Origin of the sequence: Mycoplasma sp. OR1901 (assembly GCF_013348745.1) — a bacterium.
In the GTDB taxonomy this organism is placed as follows: Bacteria; Bacillota_I; Bacilli_A; order Mycoplasmatales; family Metamycoplasmataceae; genus Mycoplasmopsis.
The window spans coordinates 491462-518262 of record NZ_CP054666.1 but is presented as its reverse complement, the minus strand read 5'-3'; the positions used below and the strand labels follow the sequence as shown (position 1 = coordinate 518262).

The 26801-nt window shown below is 24.5% G+C and carries 14 protein-coding genes; 9 read left to right on the top strand and 5 right to left on the bottom strand.

Annotated features, from left to right (window positions below; genetic code table 4):
- The first annotated feature begins 20 nt into the window (after positions 1–20).
- Positions 21–2939: a glycoside hydrolase N-terminal domain-containing protein gene (locus HTZ87_RS01705; RefSeq protein WP_174892841.1), complete on the top strand. Its 2919-nt coding sequence runs from the start codon at positions 21–23 to the stop codon at positions 2937–2939.
- 41 nt (positions 2940–2980) lie between these two features.
- On the opposite strand, the gene HTZ87_RS01700 is transcribed toward HTZ87_RS01705, so the two are convergent.
- Genes HTZ87_RS01700 through HTZ87_RS01685 form a run of 4 tightly spaced genes read right to left on the bottom strand, consistent with a single transcriptional unit; the run spans position 2981 to position 8014 of the window.
- On the bottom strand, positions 2981–5065 hold the full coding sequence (locus HTZ87_RS01700) for a hypothetical protein (RefSeq protein ID WP_174892840.1): 2085 nt from the start codon (positions 5063–5065) through the stop codon (positions 2981–2983).
- A complete protein-coding gene (locus HTZ87_RS01695) occupies positions 5037–5825 on the bottom strand; it encodes an ABC transporter permease (RefSeq protein ID WP_174892839.1) in 789 nt (262 codons plus the stop codon). Before HTZ87_RS01695 ends, HTZ87_RS01700 begins: the two co-directional genes overlap by 29 nt.
- Entirely contained in the window at positions 5818–6654 is an 837-nt protein-coding gene (locus HTZ87_RS01690) for an ABC transporter permease (RefSeq protein WP_174892838.1), read from the bottom strand. Before HTZ87_RS01690 ends, HTZ87_RS01695 begins: the two co-directional genes overlap by 8 nt.
- The gene (locus HTZ87_RS01685) at positions 6638–8014 is read right to left on the bottom strand and encodes an ABC transporter ATP-binding protein (protein ID WP_174892837.1); all 1377 of its coding nucleotides are present in this window, start codon (positions 8012–8014) and stop codon (positions 6638–6640) included. Before HTZ87_RS01685 ends, HTZ87_RS01690 begins: the two co-directional genes overlap by 17 nt.
- 460 nt (positions 8015–8474) lie before the next feature.
- Here HTZ87_RS01685 and HTZ87_RS01680 point away from each other — a divergent pair, with 460 nt between their 5' ends.
- From HTZ87_RS01680 to HTZ87_RS03530, 4 genes are read left to right on the top strand one after another with little or no spacing between them, the layout of a single operon-like run.
- Complete coding sequence (locus HTZ87_RS01680; RefSeq protein ID WP_174892836.1) at positions 8475–12554, top strand: AAA domain-containing protein; 4080 nt, start codon at positions 8475–8477, stop codon at positions 12552–12554.
- A gap of 11 nt (positions 12555–12565) precedes the next feature.
- On the top strand, positions 12566–14602 hold the full coding sequence (locus HTZ87_RS01675) for a hypothetical protein (RefSeq protein ID WP_174892835.1): 2037 nt from the start codon (positions 12566–12568) through the stop codon (positions 14600–14602).
- On the top strand, positions 14602–15591 hold the full coding sequence (locus tag HTZ87_RS01670; RefSeq protein ID WP_174892834.1) for a hypothetical protein: 990 nt from the start codon (positions 14602–14604) through the stop codon (positions 15589–15591). Before HTZ87_RS01675 ends, HTZ87_RS01670 begins: the two co-directional genes overlap by 1 nt.
- Positions 15591–17384 carry an AAA family ATPase gene (locus HTZ87_RS03530; RefSeq protein ID WP_174892833.1) on the top strand — a complete coding sequence of 598 codons (1794 nt, stop codon included), beginning with the start codon at positions 15591–15593 and terminating at the stop codon, positions 17382–17384. The genes HTZ87_RS01670 and HTZ87_RS03530 overlap by 1 nt, the downstream gene beginning before the upstream one ends.
- A gap of 111 nt (positions 17385–17495) precedes the next feature.
- Here HTZ87_RS03530 and HTZ87_RS01660 read toward each other — a convergent pair whose 3' ends face one another.
- Positions 17496–18992, bottom strand: a complete 1497-nt coding sequence (locus tag HTZ87_RS01660) for a nicotinamide mononucleotide transporter (RefSeq protein WP_174892832.1) — start codon at positions 18990–18992, stop codon at positions 17496–17498.
- A 375-nt stretch (positions 18993–19367) separates the two neighbouring features.
- Between HTZ87_RS01660 and HTZ87_RS01655 the strand changes: the two genes are divergently transcribed.
- The 4 genes from HTZ87_RS01655 to HTZ87_RS01640 all read left to right on the top strand — a co-directional run bounded on the left by HTZ87_RS01655 (position 19368) and on the right by HTZ87_RS01640 (position 26752).
- On the top strand, positions 19368–19736 hold the full coding sequence (locus tag HTZ87_RS01655) for a hypothetical protein (RefSeq protein ID WP_174892831.1): 369 nt from the start codon (positions 19368–19370) through the stop codon (positions 19734–19736).
- A gap of 1143 nt (positions 19737–20879) precedes the next feature.
- Complete coding sequence (locus tag HTZ87_RS01650) at positions 20880–21932, top strand: hypothetical protein (protein ID WP_174892830.1); 1053 nt, start codon at positions 20880–20882, stop codon at positions 21930–21932.
- Between the two features lie 394 nt (positions 21933–22326).
- Positions 22327–23673, top strand: a complete 1347-nt coding sequence (locus tag HTZ87_RS01645; protein ID WP_174892829.1) for a leucine-rich repeat protein — start codon at positions 22327–22329, stop codon at positions 23671–23673.
- A 163-nt stretch (positions 23674–23836) separates the two neighbouring features.
- Complete coding sequence (locus HTZ87_RS01640) at positions 23837–26752, top strand: hypothetical protein (RefSeq protein ID WP_174892828.1); 2916 nt, start codon at positions 23837–23839, stop codon at positions 26750–26752.
- The last annotated feature ends 49 nt before the right edge of the window (positions 26753–26801 follow it).

Genomic DNA, 26801 nt, shown 5'->3' with positions numbered 1-26801 from the left:
ACGTGCATTTAAGGAGTAAAATGAAATTAAAAAGAATATTAATACCTGCACTAGGTTCTGTAGTTGCATTTTCAACCTTTTCTACAATTGCAGCACAAACAAATCCAAGTGCTGAGAACCCTATTAAGATTGAAGAAGATTTAGAATTAAAATATAATGATATAATAACTGATTTTAATCGTGAAAGTTGAATGAATAATGGTTTAGGTATAGGTAATGGTGATCAAGGTGCTACAATTTTTGGTGGTGTTCGTAACGAAAGAATTCAATTAAACGAAAAAACAATTTGAACAGGTGGACCTCGCCAAAACGAGGGGAATAATGGTGGTAATAGCCCTATTACTGCTAATAATAATTCAAAACACCACTATGAATATTTAGATGAAATTAGAAGTTTATTATCTGAAGGTAAAATTGATCAAGCTAAAGAAATTGCTAATAGTAAATTTATCGGACCACATGATCGTTTATATGGTAAATACATCTCTATGGCTAATGTTGACATTACCGAAAGAAATAATTTCCAACAAAGTGCTGTTACCGGTTATTCAAAATCACTAAATATTTCAAAATCCATGACAACAGTTTCGTATAACGTTGATCAAACCGAATACACTAGAGAATATTTCGCTAGTTATCCTGATGATGTAATTGTTGTATCGATGAGTGTTAAAGGTAAAAATAAACTTAATTTTGATTTAGATTTAGGTGGTTCAAATAATAATGAACAGTTAAAAACATATGTTAAAAATGTAAATTTAGACAAAAAAGAAATTAGTTTAGATGGTACAGTTAAAGATAATGGATTAAAATTTGCTAGTGTTCTAAGAATCAAAGGTATTGAAGGTGAAGGAAATTCAGTTACTAAAGAAGGTGAAAAATTAAGAATTTCTAATGCAACTAAAATTTACTTTGTAATACAATCAAAAAGTAATTATGAACTAAAATTCCCAACATATAGAAAAGAAAACTACAATCCTCTTGAAGAAGTTAGAAATAATTTAGATAAATTAAATAAAACTTATGATCAAATTAAAACAGATCATATTACCGATTACAAATCACTTTTTGATCGTGTTAAGTTAAATATAGCTAAAAAACCTCAATTTAATAATTTAAAAGATTTATTGAATAAATACCGTCGTAATACTTTAGATAGAAATTCAAAAAATTACCTTGAACAATTATTATTCCAATTTGGTAGATATCTAGCAATTTCAGGAAGTAGACCACATCAAGATTATAAAAGTTTACCAACAAACTTACAAGGTATTTGAAACATGGAAGATAACCCTGCTTGAAACAGCGATTACCATTTAAATGTTAACTTACAGATGAACTATTGAGCATCGTTAATGACTAATTTATCAGAAACTATAATTCCGCTTTTAGATTATATCGATGATTTACGTCTTGGAGGTAGATTAGCAGCAGATGAATATTCAAATATTAAATCAGATAATAATAATCCAGAAAATGGTTGATTAGCTCATACTCAAGCTACACCATTTGGATATAGTGCCCCAGGTTGACAATTTAACTGAGGTTGATCACCAACTTCAAATGCTTGAATAGTACATGAAATTTACAATCATTTTGAATATACTAGAGATGCTAAATTATTAGTAGATCGTATCTTCCCTCTTTTAGAAGAAACTGCAAGATTTTGAGATAAATTTTTATACTATGATAAAAATACAGATAGATGAGTTTCTGCACCTTCATTCTCGCCAGAACATGGTACAGTTTCATTAGGTAATACATATGATCAATCATTAATTGCTCAATTATTTATGGATTATGTTAACGCAACAAAATATTTATCAGAAACTAATACTGGTAGTTTTGATGCAAAATTACTCGAATCAATTAAAGCAAAACAACCTAAATTAAAACCATTAAATATTGGTGATGATGGTCAAATTAAAGAATGATACGAAGAAGGCAAATATAATAAATACAAGGACGGAAGAACAATTTCAACTGACAATAGACATCGTCACACAAGTCAATTAATTGGATTATTCCCAGGAAATATTTTTGAAAAAGAAGAACATCTTCAAGCAGCTAAAAAAACATTAGAACTTCGTGGTAATTTTGGAGCAGGTTGAGGTAAAGCGAATAAAATTAACTTATGAGCTAATTTATATGACGGAAATAATGCTCATTCAGTTTTAGAGGATATGTTTACTCAAAATAATATCATGAATAACTTGTGAGATAACATTAGAGAAGGCGCTAACGCATTCCAAATTGAAGCTAATTTCGGAATAGTTAGTGGTATCGCACAAATGATTTTACAATCAAATAAAGAGTATATTAAGTTACTACCCGCACTACCTGATGCATATAATGATGGTAATGTTAGGGGACTTTTAGCTAGAGGTAATTATACAGTTGATTTAGATTGAAAAAATAAAGACTTAAAATACGTTAAAATTAAATCAAATATTGGTGGTGATTTAAAACTAGAATATAAAAATATTGCATTTAAATCGATTTATTTAAATGGTAATAAAGTTGAAGTAACTCCAAATGAAAGTGATAAGGTAGTAATTAAAACTAATAAAGACGATATTGTTGAAATAGCTAACTCTTTATCTGATATTAAAAAAGGTTCAACATATAGTCCTGAATATAAAAACATAACAACCGAAGAAAAACAAATTTCTAATTCAACTAAAAAAATTAAAAACGTCGAAGAAACAGTTGAATATTTAAATAAAATTACTAAAAACAATATTGCATCAGTAGAAAATAATCAAGAAAAAACAGAACCAAAAACACCTAAAACAACTACCGAAAAAGATAAATTAAGTAAAAAACCAGATGGAAGATTAAATACTAAACCATTTATTATTCTAGCCGGATTGCTTACTCTTGGTGCAATAGTTTCATTAATTGCATATTTCAAAAATAAAAATAAAACAACCAATTAAAGTAAAAATGACGCTTCAATGTTAAAAGCGTCATTTTTTTATTATGATTTTGTTTTTGCGAAATAATATGTTGTAATTTTACTTAATAAAGAATCTGAAATAGGTTGAAGCGCTTTATGTCTTACGTTTTTGTTATTTTCTATTTTGTAAATATCTATTACGTTTTTATCTTGTCCTTCAACTTTATCTGAGAAATAATTTCTATAAACTACTTCATAATCAGTTATTTGAGTAGGTACATAGTTTATAAAGTTGAAATTTGTTAGATTTTTATAATCTTCAATGTAATCATCGTTTGAAATATCAATAAAAGCAATTGATTGAGCAATCACTTTAGTGATTAACTCTTTATAATCATTTTCTTGTACTTCATTATCTTTAATATATTCAACTAGAGCACTAAAAGTACTTTCTTCGCCTGAAAATAAAATTTCTGCAATTACTTTTTCTATTGCTGTTAAATTTTCTTTTAATTCATTGATTTTATCTTCTAACTCTTGGTCTTCTAAATTAATCAATGAAACTATTTTATCTAAAAATGATGTATTGTTTTTAGATAAATCATTTTGAATTATTGAAGGGTAGTAATTTACTTTTTTATCAAAATCTTCATCTTCTTCGTCGTCATTTGCTCTTAAATCGTAAAATTCTTTATATAGTTCTGAATTTTTATTATCTGATAAATTAACTAAATTTGAATAATATTCAATGAAATTAGTGATAGACTCTTCTTCTAAATTTAATTCACTTAATTCTTTTTGTTTTATATCTTTTCATATTTTTCATGTATTTAGTTCGGTTATTAAATGTTGAATGTTAGTTATATTTGAATCATTTAATTCATCGAATGTAGGCACTAAATTTTGTTTAACTAACTCTTTATATTCTAAAATAATTTGTGGTGTTTGTGAGTATGAACTATTTGAAATTGTTTGAGTATATTGGTCTTTTGTTTTTCTATCTAATTTAGAAGAAATTACTAAACCATCTACTAGTAATATGTTATCACTTGGTCTATAAGCTAAAACTGAACCATCTTTGGCATTATCATAGTTATCTTCACTATAATAAGCATCAATAGCGTCTCCGTTATACATAATTGAAGCGTTAATTGAACCTTTATCATTTTTTGGATTTGTTAAATCATTAACAATTTCTAAACCATCACCTTTTAAGGAAATGTGTTTTGAATCTCTTATATCATATCCGGTTCCATCTTTAATTAAATCAACAAATGAATTAATTAAAATTTTATATGTTTCGTTTTCTGATTCGTCATTTTCTTCAACACTACCAGTGAACTTTTGATCAGTTCTACCTTCTGGTAATGGTCAATACGCTGATGCATAAAGCATATTATCACGTACTGAATCAGTAATAACTCAGTTGTTGTAATTTGCGCTTGATAATGCTTTTAAAATATTAACCAAAGCATTTGGGTTTTTTATAAGTGCTTTATCTTCGTTTTCTTTATAGTATTTTTTAAAGTTGAATGCACCTAAACTGTTTGCATATTCTTCAGGCACTGCAACTTTACTTGTATTGTATGAAACTACCATATCTTGAGAATAATATGGATAAAAGTATTCTCACAATTCGTCTTCGTTATCTAATTTATAACTTTGTAAATGTTCTCATATTTCTTTGCGTAAAGATAATTGAACGTATTTTTTAGCTAAATCACGAGCTTTTTTGGCTTTATTTAGCTTTTCTTTTAATTGATCTGATGGGTTATTTTTAAATTGAGTTTTTAACGAATCATAGTCAACCATTGGTTCTAAAGTTGAATCATTAAAAATAATAGAATAATTTAATTTTGAAATAAGTTTGTTTTTTATTAAAGAAGCAACTATGAAATCTGAACCAATACCCGCAGCCGCTTTATTGTTAATTAAAGCATTACTAAATTGGTTAATTTCATCAAATTCCTTATAATCAAATGACTTACGTAATATATCAATATTGTCTTGTGACATATATGATTTATAATTGAAAAAACTTGGTTTAAATTCGTTTTGTTTTTTGACAGCGATTGTTGTAGCTAAAGCTGCGATTCCTGCTAATGAAGCTATAGCTAATGAAGCTAATTTAATTTTTCTATTTTTTCTTCAATTTGTAGCTTGCATATACTAAATTCCCAATAATAGTAGTAAATAGTACTATAGCTCCTAAAACAAGTGCTCAAGGTCTGAAAGCACCTTCATATAATTTTGTTGCAATTGTAGATGTGTTTGATGTAGTTCTTGCAATGATGAAATCATCAAAACTTAAAACAGAACTAACTAAAACAACAGAAATAATAGAAGGAATCATGTAGATTAAATATGTTTTTAATCATGCTTTTACTTTTGAGTACCCTAAATCTTGTGCAGCTTCAAATAAGTTGTTGTTAAATTTTTCACTACGTGGTAATGTTAAAGAAATACCATAAGGTAGAGCCATAATTGTGTGACCTACTATAACTCTAAAGAATCCTTCGTTATCTACTTGAACTATACCAAAGAAAGCTGTAAAAACTAAAACTAAACCAATTGCTGTAATGTTATCTGGATTAATAAGTGGAATATTTGAAGTTGAAGTTAAAGTAGTTTTAACTAATTTATTTTTTTGACGATACATGGCGTATGAAGTAATAATACTAATTGTAGCTACTAAAAAGCTTACTATTACTGCTAGTAATATTGTGTTTAATAGTGCTAAATCACGTCCTGAATCTAATACAGTTACTCAGTTATCGAAAGTACCTTTAATTCAACTTGGGTTAGCTTCACCTTTTTTGGTTGGAACGTTAAAACTGAATATAACTCCAAAAACAAGCGGAACATAAATTACTAATAAAATGAAGTAAACGTAACTACGTTTAAAAAATGTTGACACTTTATTCATAATGAGCACCTCTCTTGAAGTAGAATATTACTCTTGGTAAAATTAAGAATAAACTGAAAATACCCATAAATATGGCAGAAACAACAATAACTAATGCTGATCCTGTGCTTAAATCGTATTTATTACCTGGATTTATTTTACTATTAATAAGTTCACCTATTGTTTGTAGTTGCGATCCATCAGTTAGTAATTTGGAACTAATAATAAATGTTGTAGCACTTGCTAAAAATATCATTGCTAAACCACTTAAAATCGCTTTTGTTCCATAAGGGATAATAACTTTAAAGATTGTTTGAAAACTATTATTACCTAAATCATTACTTGCTTCAATGATATTACGTGGCATGTCTTTAAATACTGTATATAAAGGCATAATCATTAATGGTAAATTTAAACTTGTAAGTCCAAAAATCATGAATAATTCACTATTTAAACTTTTAGAATTTGAAACTACTGCTAGTGCTAAAACTTTCATTGAGTAAATTCTTGAAATAGTGAATATTGCCATTGGGCTTATCATTAAGCTTAAAGCGAAAATTCTAAAAATTTTAGATTGTGATGATGAAATAAAGTATGCGTATGGAAAACCTATTATTAAACATAAGATTGCAGATACTAGACCAATTCATAATGATCTACCTATAATTCTTCAAGTATTAACATCTTTGATTAATACAAATGAATCAAAATTAGATCCATGAACCGCAAATGCATTTACTACAATCATGATGATTGGTAGTAAAATTAGTAGTATCGCAATTATTAAATAAGGGATAAATAAAGCTGTTTTTTTATCGAAACTAAATAATTGTTTAATTTTGGAAATCATTTTGTGAATAATCTCACTTAGAGTCTTTTTTCATTAAGTGAACAGAATCTATAGTTCAACTTAAGTAAACTACTTCTTCTAATTCAAATTTCTTAGCTGTTTCAACATAAATAACATCTTCATCTTCTGTTTCTATTTTTAAGTAATAGTAGCTTCCACGGTATGATATTTCAGTAACAGTACCTTTAATTTTGCCATCAGTATTTTTTGGTTCTGAGATAATGTCAATATCTTCAGGTCTGATTAAAGCATCTAAAACTTCTTTAGTATTAAATTCACTTTTTTCGTGAATTGTTTTAAAGCTTTTACCAAGTAATTTTATATTTCCGTTTGATTCGAACGTTGCGTCAAAAACGTTTGAATCACCAATGAATTTAGCGACTCATATGTTTTTAGGGAAGTCATAAATATTTTTAGGTGTATCGTATTGTTCAATAACTCCATCACGCATAACTGCGATACGGTCAGATAATTCTAACGCTTCGTCTTGATCGTGTGTAACAAAAATAAATGTTAAACCTAAACTTTGTTGAACACTTCTTAATAAAACTTGCATTTTTTGTCTTATTTTAGCATCTAAAGCACTAAGCGGTTCATCAAGTAATAAAATTTCAGGTTCAATAACTAAACTTCTAGCTAGTGCGACCCTTTGTTTCATACCACCAGATAATTGTGAAATAGCTTTAGTTTCATTTCCTTTTAGTCCCACAATATCAATAATTTTGCTGATTTTTTCGTTCATTTCAGCATTAGTCATTTTACGTTTAAAATGACGATCTTCGTACGCTTGTTTCTTTAAATTAACGTAGTTTTCTCAATATGAGTATTTAAAATCTGAATCATCGATTCAATTTTGACGTTTATTGTATTGATATGTACCTTTTTTAAGATTCTTTAATTCTTCAGTATATTGTTCTAACTGAATTTCAATTTGTTTCATTTTTGAATTAGCTTTTTTAGTTCATTGAGCTAATTTCGTTTCTAAATTATCAATTTTATTTTGATTGATTTGTTCACGTGGAACACGTTTAAGTTTTAACCCGAACGCAATATTACCCTCAACATTTAAATGTGGGAATAAAGCGTAATCTTGAAATATAGTTGATACATTTCTTTTGTGAGGTGATAAATCTTTTATATCATAACCATTAAATTGAATTTCACCACGAGTAGTTCACTCAAAACCACCAAGTAGTCTTAAAATAGTAGTTTTACCAGATCCTGATGGACCTAATAAAGTAACAAATTCACCACGATTAACTTTTAAGTTAACGTTATGTAAAACAGTTTTATCAGAAAATTCTTTAACAACTTCTTTTAATTCAATAATAGGTAAGTTATTTTTTGCATTTTGTGTCATATAATGTCTCCTTTCGTATTGTTTTAAAATGCTAACTTAAACAACAGGGAGACGGTATCAAAAAGATTCTCACAGTATTCTTCGACACTGTAAGATTTAGAAGGATATTCAATATCATTAAAGGTGTTAAGAATGTCTTTTATTCTTAAAATTTGTATTAAAAGTTCCTTGCTTTTCATATTTTTATATTATATAAAAAATTATTTTTCTTAAAAGTAAAATTGCACAATTTTTTTGGATTTTTAAATTTGAATTCTATTTACTTTTAAACATCTCTAAATTTAGCTAAAATTGATCAAAACAACTGAAATTTTTACTTTTTATATAGCTATAGGAGCTTTTTTGGGTTTACCTACCGTTTTTTTTTTTTTTTGTGATAAACTAATATTATAGTTATAAATAATATAAATTAGTAGAAATGATATAAAAAACTTAATGGAGTATAAAAAATAAAAAAGATATGGATTTGAACATAAAAATTAATAAAAATAAAGTAATGAACATTGGAGATGCTAAACAAGCAGAAACATTTAAAAACAGAAAACAAGATTTTACAGTTAATGACCACTTAAAAAAATTATTAAAATCTAATAATTTAATTAACAAAAACATGGATATAAATGAATTTTTTAGTAGTATACAAAATTCAATTAAATCACTTTATATAACAAATAATGATTTATTTGCTAAAACTACTAGTCCGATGAGAGTTTCATCGTTAAATTTTATAATTTTTTTATCAAATGAAACTCAAATATTTAAAAATCAGAATAATATTGCAATAAATATAAAGACAAATTTTAACGAATCAAATGGCGACTACTTTGAATTGGATAGAATTGCAATACTTAATAATTTAGAAGAAGAAATTTTATCTAAATATACTAATTATGTAAATAGTTTTAAATTAAATTTTTATACTAGCCAGACACCTAAATCTACAAATATCAATACCAGCATTATAAAAAACATTTTATTTGATGTTACTAAAGATGTTTTTATAATGAAAACAGATATGAAAAAAGATAATGGTATGATTAAATTAGGTAGAACACTAGATTTTTATAAAGATTATATTAATGATCAAAAACCTAAATATAGCAAGGGAAATGATAGAAAAAATCAAAATATATTTCCTGTTGTTCTTAGAACACAAAGAAGTGGTGATAAAAGAACTGAATTTATTTTCAGAATTACAAAAAGAGAATTTAATAAGGATTTTATAAATATTGTTGAAAACGAAAAGAGATACATTTATTTTTATAACATCAATGATAGTGATGAAAAAGTATCAATAAATAGACAAAACATAAAATTTGAAGAGTATAAATATGTTGAATTATTAAACTCTAAAATTTCTTCTAACCAAAAAGAAATTGCTGATCTTAAAAGCAAAATTGAATATAATGAACAAGAATTTTTAAACTCATATAAAGTCTCAGAAATTGAAAATTCAAAAAATAAGGTTAATGAACAAAAAAGAGCACTCGATTATAATGAAAATATTTTAAATACTAAAAAAGATGATTTTCAAAAGTTAAAATCAGAAATATTAGATATTGGTCGTGAAATTGAAAAATTAAATAAAGAAATTAGAAATAATAATGAACAAATAAATAAAATAAAACCTAAAAAAGGTTCAAAAAAAGAAGATGAAGATAATTATGAAAGAAATATAGCTATTTTAGAAGAAAAAAATAATTCTTTGGAAGAAAAAATAACTAAAAATAACTCAATAAAGATTATTATAAATCAAGAAATTAAGTTATTAGATAAAGAAATTATCAGTTATAATGATTTAGTTAAAAACTCTAAAGATACTTTAAATAAAGAAAAAGATATATTAAATAAATTAGAAACAACTTTTAATATATATAAAAAAGAAAACGAAACATCAAAAAATGAAATAGCGAAACTAGGAAAAGAAATTGATTCCATTAATTCAACAATTAAAAACGAAAGTGAAAAATATCTATATTACACATTTAAGTTTGATAATGCAAAATTAGGAAATTTAAGAGCTATAGATGTTAAAAAAATATATGATACAGATGTTGAAATTAATGAATTGCTACAATTTTCAAGAAAATTTGACAAAAATAGTGATTTCGTTCTTTCTGATGAAGATTACGGTATGTTTAGCAAACATAAAAGATTTTATAATTCATTAAAAAACTTTAAATCCGGAGAATACAAAAATCCACTTTTAGCTAAATCCATTGAAGATCCCGATTTTTTCAAAGTAAGTCAGTCGTTAATAAATAATTATGATTTAAACATGCACCCTGATATTAAATTGAATAAAAAGCAAGAACTAGCCGTAAAAAAAGCTATTTTAACTCCTTGTATTTCATATCTTCAAGGTCCTCCTGGCACTGGTAAAACACAAACAATTAGTGCCTTAATTCATCATATTATTAATAATAAAGAACAAAATGTATTGCTTATGTCTTCAACTCATGAAGCAATATTGAATGCTTTTGATAGAATTAAATCTATTACTGAAGATGATCCTAACTTTATTATGTATAAAACAATTAGAAAAAAATTAAATAAAAAGAGAAAATTCAATGACAAAATTGATAAAATCAAAGAACAAGAAATCGAAGAAGATGAGTCGAATATTTATGATTTAGATCATGCTTTCTATAACTTTTCATTAGCAATAATTAACTCAACGTTAAAGAAAAATAAAAATGATATTTTAGGAAAAATAATAGATAAATTTAAAATAATTGACGGTAGAAAATTAAAAAAACATTTTGAAATTAATAAAAAAATGATTGCTTTTATTGATTCTCTTAAGAAGAATTCTAAAAATATGTCACTAAATGAATTTATAGATGAATTCAATAAGTGAACTATTGAAGATTTTACCGAATTGTTAAATGTATTTGAAAACGAATACAATTTAATAAAAGAAGATGTTATATACAAATTTGAAGATATAAAAACAGAAATTGATAGGAATAGAGTTGAACGAATAAAAAATAATGTTGACGAATTATTAGATTTACTATTAGAAAACAAAAGAATTAAAGATTTATATAAAGAAATATCAAATAATAACATAGTATTAAGTAGTTTAAACACTAATGAACAAAAAGATACTAATGAAAAAGTATTCCAAAAACTCCAATTAATTAAGGATAAAATTGAAGCTAGAGAAGACGAACATAACAGTAAAATTAAAGATGAATTTTCAGATTATATATACGAAAATGAATTGATCAATTTAATTGGACTAACAACAACTGCAAACCAGGTAATTAATCCGCGCAAAGACTCTAATGCAACAGTGAAAGAATTATTTTTACAATATCCAATTTATATGACGATTGTGGATGAAGTGTCTAAAAGTAGTACATTAGAAATCATAAATTCATGTATGCTTTCTGAAAAAATATTACTTGCAGGTGACTATAAACAATTACCACCTGTTTTAGACTTTGAAACAGGTTCTAAAACAGATGATCAAGTTGAATCTATTGAAATAAATAAACTTCTTGATGCATTTAAAGACATTAAAGAATTAAGAAATAAAAAATTACAAGAAAATAGTAATAGAAGATTAGATAGAACTTGATTTGCTGATGATGAAAGTGTTAGAGAGTTAATTTCTGAACTTAAATATCCATTTTTCAAATTTCATGCACTAAAATTAAAAGCAGATGTAAGTAATAGTCAAAATTTTTACACCTTTTTAACTGAACAACACCGTTTCAATAAGTCTATACAAAAAGTTGTAAATGTTAATTATGATTCTGACGAAAAATTAACTACTCCAATTAATAAAAATAGTTCATATTTAGTCAATTATAAATATCCTAATATTAAAATTAATAAAGAATTTATTGTTATGGACACAAGTAAAATAAATCAGGAATTTATGAATTACAATTACCACCTTTTTAGTGAAATGCAAAGAGAAATTATCAGAAGAAATGATTATATAGCTTTTGATCAAACTAGAACATTAGATAAAAGCGAATCAAAAGAATCTACTATAAACGAATATAACGCATTTATAATTGCAGGTATAGTTGAAAATATTGTATTAAACAATTCTAATTATAGTGAAAAATTTGACTTAGATAAAATCGGAATTATTTCTATGACAAGATCACAAAATTCAGTGATTAAAAAATATTTAAGTGATAAAAAAGATATATTCAAACAAAAAGCTATTAATAAAGTTAAAGTTGATACTGTTGATAACTTCCAAGGTAGAGAAAAAGAAATTATAATAGTAGATTTCGTTAGAGCTAAAGGTGTGTTAAGAGATGATAGAATTGAATACCCTGATAGAAGAAATTATGAATTTTACAAAAGTGCAGAACGTATTAATGTAGCTGTTTCACGTGCAAAAGACACATTAATTATGGTTGGAGCTTTTGATGAGTTAGAAAAATTAGATTTTAATGTTTCTGCTTGAGATAATATGGCTAATAAGATAAAAACAAAAACTAAAAAAATATTAAGAGAATATATTGAGATTTCAAAAGATGGAGATACATTTAGAAATGCAAATGATGAATAGAGAGGCAAACGATGAAGGAAACATTTAAAACCAATCTTTTAATACCTAAAATAAAAGTATTATTTGAAGCGCATTTTAAGAAGTCGCAAAAATCAAATGATTTACAAAATTTTTTTATAATTCATCTACTTTATAATTTAGATAAATATATAAATTACACAATTACTGACTTTATAAGTGATATTACCGGTATTAAAAAAGATAAACTTTTAGAATTTGCTTTAGCAAAATTTGTGGAATTGATCAACAATAAAGTTATTCTTTTTTCAAAACCAATATCTTTAAGTGTTGAAGATATTAAAAAAATGTACATTAGTCAACTTGGAATTAATGGTAGAATAATACACTCAACTATTGAAAAAGAATTTGATAGAGATAATTTTATTAGTTTAGAATCTAAAACACTTGACCGTAATTTAATTTTTGTTAAAAATTTGATTAATTTAGAAGAAAACATTATTGATAATAATTCAATTAATTTAGATAATAAAAATGACGGAAGCTATATTTATTTAGATAAATATGGTATTTATAATAATACTTATGATTCTACATTGCTCTCTTCAATAAAAACTGAATTTGAAGATAATGCTTATAATGAAAACAAAATTTTTGTTGATTATAAACTAAACAAAAAAGCGAAAAATGAATTCATAAATATCAACGATATTTTCTGATCCGAAAGTGCTTTTAGTTTTTCAATTGATGAAAATAGCATTACCACCAATGAATTAGCAACAAGAAAATATCTAAAAAAAGTAAGCGGTTTAAACGTTGATGAAGATATTGAACCTATTATTGAAATTAAAGATTTTATTAAACAACTTTTAAACACAGAAAAAATAGAAAGTCTTAAAAATAGTTTTGAATTAAAAACTAGCAATACAAATTACTTTTCAGTCAACTTAAATAATGAAATAACTAAAAAGAAATGATCTGAAGAAGAAAAAGATTTAGAGTCATTATTTGGTCAAAAAATACTTGTGGACAGTAATAAAAATATGTTTTGCATTTATTTAAGTGAGTTCGAAATTAATTTTTATGATTTAAAAGATAACGTTATTGGGTTTGTTAAGGAAGCGGCCGATATTGATCAACTATTTAGTTCAAGTAAAAATATAACATTAGAAAATAGAAAATATAGTTCATTCGTAGTTAAATTATTAATGCAAAATATGAATAAAATTATTGATAATCCTAACTTTAATGATTGATTTTTGACTAACTTATCACTAATTGATAAATTGGATTACAGTCATGCTAAAAATATGATTAATAAAATTCCGTACATTAAATCTACAGATATATTAGAAATATTATCTAAAACAAATGAGTATAAAACAAAAGATTTCAATGCTTTTTCAACTAATTTATACGATTTATTAGTTGATAACGGTTTTAACGAATGAAATAAATTAAATGAAAAAATAAACTTTAAATATGACGGGAATAAATATTTATTCGGTAAAAAATGAGATATAGAAAAGTATATTGAAGAATTTTATACAAAATCAGATGAAATTTATAAATATAAAGTTAGTTTAGAGAATAAACAATTTAATGAACAAGAATATAATGAAAATAACAATATTCTAGAAGATAATTACATAAAGTTTTATAAAAATTTAACAATAAAAATTGACCCGGTTAAAACAAGTCAAATAATTGGTTATACATCTTTTGAAAAAAATATAAAAGATATCAAAGAAATATTAAAAGGCTCTATATTCGAACTTAAAATATCGCTTTTAAGAGATATTAGAGTTAAATTGGAAAAAGAATTAGGTTTAGATGGTAAAATATTCCAAAGTTTATCAGAAACACTTTCTCAATACGAAAACACTAATGAACTAAAATACATAAAAAAAATAATTAGTGAATTATTGAATCCTGCTAGTCATAATACAGAAACTAAAGAATTTAAGAATAAAATTAATAATCTTACACTAGATGAGATTAGAGATATCGAAAATAATGTAATTGAAGCATCAAGAAATTTAAAAATAGTTATTAAAAAACAAGAAACAAAATCAGGAGGCAGAAACTAATGAGTCACGCTGCATTTATTCAGTTTAAAATTAATATAGAAACAGAGAAAAAAGAAATTCAAGACATTAAAGATAACTTACAACAATTGAAAAATTTTACTAGTTCAAATTTAGTAAAAAATGGAATTGATAAAATTATGGGTGAAATTAATTCTGTTGAAAACCAACTTAAAGAAATAGGTGAATTAAATGGAGAATATGGAGAAAATTATAATTCTGTAATTGAAAAATATAATATTGAAAAGAGTAGGTTATTAAAAGTAGTTCAAAATATGAGTATTGATGTTTCTTTTGATCAAATAATAGAAGAAAAGACTCGTGAAGTTAATGATTTAATTTTAGAAAATGGTTTTTTATCTAAAATAGTTTTACAAAGACTTCAAAATGAAAATATGAGCTTAAATCCCGATAATTTTAAAAACATGTTAGCAATCATAAAACAAGAAAAAATAAATGATGAAAAACACTCATATTTAAAAGAAGAATTAAAAAACTATGTTTTAAAACAAGATATAGATCAAAAATTAAAAGGGTCATTACTTAATGAATTTATGTTCATTAATAACTACCAAGAATTATCAGATTATGCACCTTATGTAAAGGAAATTATTAACCAATACAATGAAGCTCTTAAGAAAAATAAAACCTATTTAGAAATCTTCAAAAAGTATAAATACAAGCATAAAAGTATTGAATTTATAGTACAAACAGATTCAGAAAATAAACTTAAACCAAAATATTCATTTATTTCAAAATTTAAAAATCCTCTTTTAAAAAATAATACTATTGCACTAACTTTAAACTTAGAAGGAACTGTAAGTTATGATATTGGTGATTATGAAGGACATATGTGTTGAAGTTTATCTGAATCAGTTGAAGAAGACTTAAAAAAATATGGATACTTTAAAAATTCACAACTTATTACCCGTGGTGTTTCAGGAGCTAGACCATTATCAAAAGTTCAAAAAATGAAAGTGAATAGTAAATAATGAAAAAATCTTTAGAATATTTAAATATTAAACTATCTCAAAAAAATATTATTGCAATCGTAGGTAATGTTAATGATTTATATACTTATACAGATGATGAAAATAATCTTGTAAGTGTTGATTTAAAGGGTATTTTGGAACAATTTGCAATAAAAAACAAGTATCAAAGAGCAGAATATTTTACTCCTGGTTATGGTGCTTTAAACTTATTAGATCAAAAAGGACGTGATAAATATAGTACCATTGATAATATTGACAATATAGATGGATTTATGCTTGAGATAATTGAAAAAACCAAAGATGATGAAGATGGTACACATACCCCGGGTATTTATGTAATAAATTTTGCTGATAGTTTTTTCAATAATCAAAATAACCAAAACAATTACCTTGATAATTTAGTAAACTTAATCTCAAGATTTTTGGACAATGATAAAAAACTTAATTATTTAAGCGATTATGGTAGATTAGAAGGCCAAGATAAATTAGTCTTAATAATGAGAGATTCTCACAATTTGATTACAGATATTTACAACAAAAATATTGAATATGCTGAAGTTAATATTAAAAAACCAAACATAGAAGAACGTAAAAATATAATCAAATATAACAGTAGAGAATTTAGAACTACAGATTCTAAGGAATTAAATATTAAAGGATCAACTTTAAATAAAGCAGTCGCATTAACTGATGGGCTAACATGTATCGAAATACTGCAATTAGCAAGAATTAAAGATAATAAACAATCATTTGTTAATAGATATAATTTAGCCACTTTTAACCAAAAAGAATCTGAATGAGAAAAAATCGATTATGAAAAAATTAAAAATTTAAAAAACATCTTTTTAAAAAGAGTTCAAGGTCAAGATTATGCAATCGAAAAAATACATAATGTTTTAACAAACTCATTTTTAGGATTAAACGGATTAATGTATAGTGAATCCATGAGCAAACCAAAAGGAATACTATTTTTTGTTGGTCCAACAGGAACCGGTAAAACTGAAATTTCAAAAACCCTTGCAGAATTTGTTTTTGGAAGTGAGAAAAAATTAATTAGATTCGATATGTCTGAATATAATCATGAACATTCAGACCAAAGACTTATAGGTGCTCCTCCTGGTTATGTTGGATATGATTCTGGTGGCGAATTAACTAACAAAGTTAAAGAAAATCCATTTTCTATACTATTATTTGATGAAATTGAAAAAGCACATCCAAAAATTTTAGATAAATTCTTGCAAATATTAGAAGATGGTAGATTAACCTCTTCTAAAGGTGAATTAATTGATTTTTCTGAAACATTTATTATTTTTACCTCAAACATAGGAACTAGAGAAATAACAGCGGACTATAAAGATGAACCTGCTGTTAGAAAACAATTTATTAAAGAAGTTAAAAAACATTTTATTGAAAATATGAATAGACCAGAGCTATTGAATCGTATAGGAGATAAAAATATTGTTCCATTTAATTTCATATACAAATACGAAATTATCAAAACAATAATACAATCTAAATTAAAAAACTTATTCAGAAAAGTTGAAGATGAATATAATGTAGTCGTTTCTTTTGAAGATTCAATCGATAAACTAACAGAGTTAATTAAAAATAATGCAGACCACTTAATGGGTGCTCGTGGTATAATTAACAATCTCGATGAATTAGTTATGAATAAAATATCAGAATTTTTATTTAAAAACTATCTAGATATCAAAAACGCAAAAGATAACGAAAAAATTATAAAAGCTAAAATGGTAGTTTTGAGAAACGAAGTTGAGTTCGAATATGAATAAAATAATTACAAAATAAAACAAACTAACCCCTAAATTAAATCCATTTAGAGGTTAGTTTTTACTTTATGTAATTAAAACAAAAACAAAAAGTAGTAAATTTTGTTTTTTGTTTTAATTAGAATAAAAATGAAAATATTTTTTTATTACTGTAAATTCCTTTAATTTATTTTTTATAGCACAATACTTATTTAAAACTAAATGTTGTTTGATAATTTTACTAAATTCATTGGTTAATTTTTCTTTTCCTTTATCTCCATCAATATTATTATCAAGGAAAATTATTTTTTTAGAACTCATTTTTGCTATTTTTAATCATTCTTCATTAGTTTCATATTCTTGTCGAAATTTTTCAAATAAGTCTATATTATTAAATTCTAATTGTCTTCTTTTTTTATCTATGTCTTGTGTTGCTAATTTACGTCATTTATAAATATTTTCTCACGGAGCTTTAATAACAATTAATAAATCTAATTTAGGTTTGTTCATCAAGAATCACTTATATTTTCATTTTTCCTTAATTCAATGTTCTTTCTCAAGTTGAGTAAATTTATTTTCTCTAATTAAAAGGTCAGCATGTAAAAAACTATCAGACATATGACGATCAAGCAATTGATTAGAATCAGTTAAATTAGCTTCAATTATTATGTTTTTTTGACTTTCAAAAAACATTTTTTCAGCTTCGAAATAACTACCATTATTAGATAAAGCCTTGATATAAGCGTTATTATTAATGTTTTCGTTATCCAAATATTCTCTTTCATCTCTAAGTAAAATATTATTATCAATCAACAATTTCTGTATTTTAGGGTTATTCAATAATGTGCTTTTACCTGAACAACCTGGACCTGTAATTGCTATGATTTGTTTTTTATTTGTGAAAGTTTTAACAAAAATGTATAAAGATAAAATTGAAAAAGAAATGTTTATTACTATAACACTTCAATTTAGAATACCTATGCCGGCAAAGAATATAATTGACAAAATATTTTTAACTTGCCAAATTATTCATGATGATCTCATACCTAAAATCATCATAACTATTGCTACTAATAAAGTTGAATCTATTGAAATAGCAATAATTTTACCTAAAATTTTGTTGTTAAAATTATCTCCAAAAGACAATGGTCACTTTATTATGTGACCATACAGAGTGGTTAAATGCGGAATTATAAAATATAAAATTATAAAACTTATAACTCAAATTAAAACAACAATAGTTGAAGTAAATCAATTAAAACGATATTGTTTAATTCTATTTTTATATTTTGTTATAAACCATAAATATATAAAAGTTGGTATACATAATCCTATGTATATAATAAAATCTGCTACTAAATTCAATGATAGTGAATAAATAGCAAATAATAATGCATTTAAAATTGCAAATAAAAATGCATGTTTTTTCCTCGTATAAAATCATCAAGTAGCAATAACCCCAAAAATTGCGGATGTTGCAACTAAAATTCCTAAAATTTTGGATAGTATTGATACATTTCAATCTCAAATCATTGTTCCGCTTTCTATAGAAAAAGCACTAAAAATAGTAATTGTTAAAGTTAAAATTGTTATTAAAATTTTATCAGTTATGGTTGTTTTTACTATTTGCATGTTATCCCTTTAATGTTGCTATTAGTGAATAAAATATCCTTTGATAAAAAATATCAAAGTACTTATTTTTAAAAAGTTAATTTTTATATCTTAATAATTAGTTAAAGTTATTTTTAATTATTAAGATATTTTATTTCACTCATATCCTCACAATTATAATTATATCAAAAACACAAATCTAACTATCTTAAGATCACTTTTATAATAATAAATATAAATTTTTAGTTGATAAAATAACATCATTTGTAAAATAACTCTATTGTATTAAGAAAAAACCTATATAATAAGCACATTAAACTATATGTTTAAACTTTTAAACATTTATGTGTTTATTTTAATTATATTAAATAGGCACATAAATAGAAAGGAATTAAAATGGAAACAAATATTCAGTATCAAAAACATGATTTCGATAACCTAAAAACATCTAAAAAATTAGCCTTATACTTATTAATAATAAGACCGATATTAATGTTATTTCTTATTATAAGCGCAGCCACAACTAATGCATCATTCTTATGAGCACTTGTAGGTATATTAGCAGTAATAAGCTTTATAATCTCAATCATACAAGTGGTTAAAATTAGTAACAAGTTTATTGAATTAAGCAATATTAAGATAGGAATCATTATAGGTTTCTTTATTCCGATTGTTGGTTTTATTGCTTTAATTATTTTCTTAATTAAAGTAAAACCTGTGTTAAATAAAGAAAATGATATGGCAACAATAGTAGAAGAAAACTAATCAAATCGTCAGTTTTGACGATTTTTTAATACTTTATAAATAAAATATTAATATTTGTAAAGAGATTATCTAAAGTGTAAAACAAATTTACATATTTTTGTTAAAAAATTAATTAATTATTTCATTAGATTATGATGTTTTGATTTAGTTAAAAGAGATAAAAATCTATCTTTAATTAACTTTTTAAAGGTAATTTTTTGTTTATTAAAAATATCAAACTCTTACACTCTTGAATTGGTATAAAAATCACTTAAATAATTTTAAAAATGTGTATAATTTTTTTGTTATGTAAATTAATCACTGCCCGTGATTTTTTTAATATCATCGAGAATTTCTTCCAAATAACTCATGATGTCATTATTTGCTTGGTAAGTTTTTTCTTAATTTCTAAAAAAGTTTACCTTCTCCTTTTTCTGAATTAATCAGTTTAAAAACATTTTCTTGTGTTTAAAAGGCTTCTTGTTTCATGAATGGTATTCATCTATCAATTCTTGTTTATGTTTATTAAAAACATAAATTGTTTTAATTTTTTTAAATGCATATGTAATGGGAAGAATCCTTGAAGAGAGTAATTATTTATCTCGACATGTAGTTTTAAAATGGAAATACTACTAGAAACTAACTCTATTCCTTTTGCGTTTAATGCTCTTTTTAAGGGAGAATCTGTAAAATCAGTCGATTAAAATATTCTTCTTTTGTTAGTCTAAATATATTGCGATTTTTCTTATCTGTTAAGAATATTTTTGATTAATGTTATATGGGCAGTGTTAATTTATTATTTTGCAGCATGTAATGCAAAGAATAAAGAAGTCAAAGCATCAACTGTTGTATGTATATGAAATTGTTGTTTATTAATTTAATAATATTCACAAATATCCATTTCTATTATTTCCCAAAAATTTAAATCATTAGAATTTCTATTTCTTTTTTGAAATATAAATTCTAGTTATTTTTATTTCGTACTGATTGTTCATATTTCTATGTTTTGTATCCTTAAAAAAATTTTGCTTTTTTAAATTTTTGATAGAATATTTGGCGAATAAATTTATTCATTAAGAGAATTTTGCGATGTTATAGATAAATATTTTATTATATATCATAACAATAAAATTCCACAACTAAAATAATGAAAAGGGAAAAAGAATGAAAAAAATGAAATTTTTATTACCATTAGGTTCATTAATAGCAACCCCATCATTGGTAATATCTTGTTCAACAAATGAACAAAAATCTAATTCAAATATTGAAAATGCATCAAAAAATGAAAGCGAAGCATTAGTTAAATTACAAAATCAGAAATCAGAATTAGAAAAACAATTAAATGAACAAAACGTTAAACTAAAGGTTTTGCAAACAACAATCGAAAGTAAAAACACAGAAATTAGCAATTTAAATAATACAATTTCTAATAAAGATGCTAAAATTGCTGAAATAATAAAAGGCTCAGCAATTCAACTAGCTACAGAATTATTCAATGAATCAGTTAGAAAGTTAAATTCGCTTAAAGTAACTGATGACTTATCAAATTTTGAAGAATTAAAAACAAAATTTGAATTAAGCACAAAAACATACGAAGAAGTTAATACAACAATTGACAAATTAATCAAATCACAAAATATAGAAAACATGAGCTATGACAAAGTTTTAGCTGCAATTGTTGCTTTAGAAAATGGATTAAACATGAAAAAAGATGAATTAAAAACAATTCTAAAGGAAATTAAATTAAAATTCGCGAAACAAGCGAATGAATTAATTGAATCAAAAAGCGGGGCTAAGTCATATTCTGACATTTTAAAGGAACATCTAATTAATCATTTAATTGAACTTGAATCTTCAGAATCTAGGTTTCCAGACGATAATTACTTAATTAAATTAATTGAATTAATTAATAATTCTTTAGTTAAATTTAAACAATTTGAAGAAGCTAAGAATAAAAGAGATAAAGATTACGAAGAATTTTCACAAAGTAACAACCTATTTGCAAGTACTTTGAGAGACTTAATAGAAAAAGCTAAAGAAAATATCGAACTTCCAAAAGCAAGAGAATTTATAAAATCTGCAACATTGAAATATCAAGAAGTAGAAACTAAAGTTGTAGAATTATTAACTACTTACAATTATAAAGATTCATCAAAATTATTTAAAGATGCTAAAAGTACTTTAGAAGAAGAATACAAAAAAATAGATATTAAATAATAAGAAAAGATTATAGAAGAAATATTTGTATATAAAAATAATCTAAATAATATAAAACTCATATTGATTTTATTGATATGAGTTTTTTGTCAATATTTTATCTCCTTATAAATAACTAGACAATCTAGTTTCTTAAAGTTATCTAATCTTTTTTTGTTTAAGATTTAAATTCTTAGTAAGTTCTTTTTTATTGATATAAAACTGAATTATTTTGTTTATTTCGTTTTAAATTTAAAATATTTTATTCGTTTGTTTTTGGTATAACTTTGGGATTCACTACAAACAGTACTATTTCTGAACTTTTTTATAAAAATCCTTTTATTGTTATTTTTTACTTAAAAAAACAACTCATAAACATGTATAATGAACCTAACAACATTTTTAAGGCGGTTATATGATAAAAAATAAATGAATAATTTTAGTTGGTGCATTATTACCTTTTACAATGCTAAGCACAGTGACTTGTTCTAATAATGAGCCAAAAGGAGTAAAAGAAGAAAATGAAAAAGTAAACGAAATTAAGGATAAAAAAGAAATCGAAAACGGAATAGAGTATTTAATAATCGATAAAGATAATATTCAAAATTACATAAATAACGGTTCACTTATTAAGAGCGAAAAAGGTTATTCGTTAATCAAATTAATTAATAATTCGATTAAATGAACGCTTGAAGATAACTTATTAATACCATCTAATTTAGAAATAGTTAATTTAAACATGCCTAACATTGTTAAAATTATTGATTCTGCATTTAAAGGTAGCAAAACCTTAAAAAGCATTATTTTACCTAAAGCAATTGAAATTTGTAATGAATCATTTAAAGATAATAGTGCTTTAGTAGATGTTAACATTCCGCTAGTTACAAAAATTGGTGACTTAGCATTTGCAAATGATGTTTCATTAGAAACACTTGATTTACCAAAATTAAATCAAATTGGTTTAGGTTCATTTGATAATACAATATTTATTAATAGTTTGATTAATTATAGCGAAAATAAATTAGCTATTATAAATAATATACTAGTGAATGGTAAATACGCAAGGGGCGAAATCATTTTACCTAATACTATAACTAAAATTGCTGAACGTGCTTTTATTAATAATTATGCATTAAAAAGTATTCAAATGCCTAGCGTTATAGAAGTTGGAAATGATGCGTTTAAGGGTGCACATGCACTTTCTAAAATTAGTATTCCAAACGTAATTAAAATAGGCACAAATGGATTTCACAGAACTGCTTTAGTAACTGTAGATGCACCTAAAGTAACCGCTATCGGAGATTATTCTTTTTCAAATAATATGAAATTAAATAATGTCAAAATGCCAAATTTAACAAAAGTGGGTTCATACGCTTTTGGAGGTACAAGTTTTTTACAAAGTTTAATAAACTCAAACGAAAATAAATTAGCCATTTTGAATGATAATATCATTTTAAATGGCTTTGAAGCAAAAGGTTACATCATAATACCTGATAGTATTACTATAATTGCCGACTCCGCTTTTGAAGTGAACAGATCAATAACAAGAATTAAAATGCCTAACGTAACTCATATTGGTAATTTTGCATTTGCAAGTAACAGATCTTTATTAAGTATTAATATTCCTAAAGTAATTGAAATAGGTGAAAGTGCTTTCTCAGATTCAAATAATATTTCGTTTGAAAATTCAACACTCCCTTCTAACATGAGTGAAAATGATTTTAATAGTGTCAAAGAAGGTAAAAATTGAAATAATAATTAAATTTATTTTTATTAAAAAAGAATTATTTATCTACCATTTATAGTTTTTAGTTTAGAAATTAGACATTAAACAACCATCGGATCAATGCTTTGGTTTTTTTATTTAATATAGAAATAGTTGTGCTATAATTGGTCAATAAATAATTTACATATAAAGGCTTAATATGAGAAAAATAAAACCATTAATAATAGGATCAACACTTAGTTTCATACCACTAACAAGTGTTATATCTTGTTCTAATAATAATGAACAAGATAATAAGCAAAATCAACTAAATATTTCAAGTGAACCAAAAGGATTGGAGAGTCAACACTCAAATCAAATTAATATAAATAAAAATGATCAAAATGAATCTAGAAACAATTCGTCACAGGAAGAAAAAGATAATTTAATTTTAGATAAACTAGATAAAAACAATGATATTATAAAACAAGATATTCCGGATAATAATGTTTTAAAAAACAATGAAAACTTAGATGACTCAAAACAAAAAAGCGATGTAACACAAAGTGAAAATACAACACCAAACAATACAAATGATAATAATATAAATAATTCACAAAATGAAACAAATAATTTAGACGAAAACAACAACGACGAAGGTCAAAAAGAAAATTTAAACAAGGAAAATAAAGAACCAAATGAAAGCATCAATTCTAATTCTGATAATACTCAAAATTATGAATTAGATGCTCTAGAAGAAAACTATATCAATGAATTTGAAGACCTTAAAGAATCTAAAAACATTTTACAAACATTAGAACAAAGATTAAATAAGATTATTAAATCTAATAAATCTATTAAAGATATAGATAGAAATTTATCTTCAAAAACATACGCAATAAATACTAGTGAATTTTTATTCAGAGATAAAAATGGTAACTCTAAAACTTTTAAAAACTTTGTGAATAAAGATAAAATAAGTGTAGTTACTTTTGGGTTTGTAAATGACCAAAAGTATATTGATTTAGCCCAAAAATTACAAAAACACCAAGAATGAAATATAATTAATTTTTCTGTATTAAATGGTACAAATACAGATCAATTTGAAGTTTATTTCCCTGATAATTATTATTGAAATAGATTAACAAGACACACAAGTGTAACACCAGTAATTTTTATTTTAGACAAAGAAAACAACGTTACTTTTAGTATAAATAAACCAAATTATGAAAAAATCATAGCATTAACCAATTATGTTGGCGATGATATTTCTACAATTTATGAAGCAAAAACTCAAAGTGATACTATTATTGATCGTAATGCTAATAAGGATGATAAATATAACGGTGAATACGAGTTAATTAAAAAGGTTTACCCAAATGACTCTGATAATATAAATAATATTTTTGAATTAGATGATCTAAAAAGAGAAAAGCAATTTATTGAACAAAGAACCTCACAATTAGGTGATAAAGATGCCGAAATTAACGAATTAAAAGATTTATTTACCAAGTTTATTGATAATTTTGATTTTAATACCTTAAGTTTAGTTAATTTTAATTTTGACTCAAGAAACATGGCTAAAGCACTTCTAAAATGAGCCAAAGAAGATTGAATTGACCACGCATATGCTCACTTTGGTGGTTTTCCTGCAAGTGTTTCAACCGAAAATAAATTCTTTAACGAACAAACACAAAGAATAGATGATGAATTTATCAAACTTTTAAGTATAACAAAATCTAAATCTCAAATAGATATGGATATTTTAAACGATAACGATATTAAATCAAGATTGCTTAATTTTGTTAAAGATGGACTTGCTTTAATTGACGAAAATATGGATGAACAAGAAAAAATATTTGTCATTGCTCACTATGTAGCACAAAAATTATCATTTTACGATGATGCTGTTTATTACCAATTATCAGAAACTATGCGAAGAGATTTCTTGGCAGTTTGTCAACAATATGCATGACTTGGTTCGCTAATGTTAAATATTTTAGGTATTCAGTCATTCCCTAAAATATCTAACAATAACGCACATCAATTTATATGAGTCAAAACAAAAACTAAACAAGACTCTGAGCCTAAATGATATTATTTAGACACCTTATTTATAGATAGTGAATCAATGACAAGTGATCAGCTACCTTCTGGAACTCTAAATGTTAAGTTTTGACATGGATACCTATTAAAAATCAAATTAGATAGTGCTTATTATGAAAATTCATGAAATAAATTAAGTTATGCAGGTTATAAAATTTGACACCAATTACCTTTAGATGATTTATTCTATAATAATGAAATTTCACAACAAGATTATGGTGATAAAACAATTTTATGAGATACCGAAATAAAACAAACAAGTAATGAAAAAATACATAAACAGAGTAATTATTTCTGATTTAAGAATAAATGATATTTCTTTGGTGCTTACTTAACTAATGATGGTAGTCAGTATTTAGAAGATACTAAAATAGGTCTTTTTAGTGCTGAATTTCATAATAAAGATAGTATAAAATTATTATCAAAAGATCATAATAATTTAGATGAGAATGAAAGGTTATTGCTCCAAAAAATACCATCTAATATTTTTGAACCCGATCAATTAGAATCTACTCCGAAAGTGTTCGTAAATGGACAAAAAGCATTTGTATATAAGTATCTAAGAAGCAAAAATGAGCACAAATTATATATGATAAATTTAAACGATGGTGAAGTAAAAGATTTAACTGAAACCTTCAATCAAACAATAACTGATAAAAATCAAGAATATGATATTTATTCATATGAAAACAAATTATTTATTATCAAAAACAGAACTAAAAAACATCAAGCAATTTTAGGTTGAAATAAATTTGTTATAGAGATTGAAAATTCAACTAAAACACCTATAAACAAGTTTGATTTATACAAAAGTGCATTGTTAAAACGTTTAGAAGTTGGAACTTATATTTATCAAGAAAACTATCAAGAAAATAAAAATTATCGACCTCTTGAATTTAGAACCAAATTTGACCAATTATGAAAATCATTTGATTCTAAATACAAAAACTCAAATATTGAAGATTTAAATTTAATATTAAGCCAAATGGACGAAATAATAGAAAAAGTTAAAAATTACCAAAACACATAACAATAATGCAAAAAGATCAAATTACTTGATCTTTTTTTGTTTATAAAAA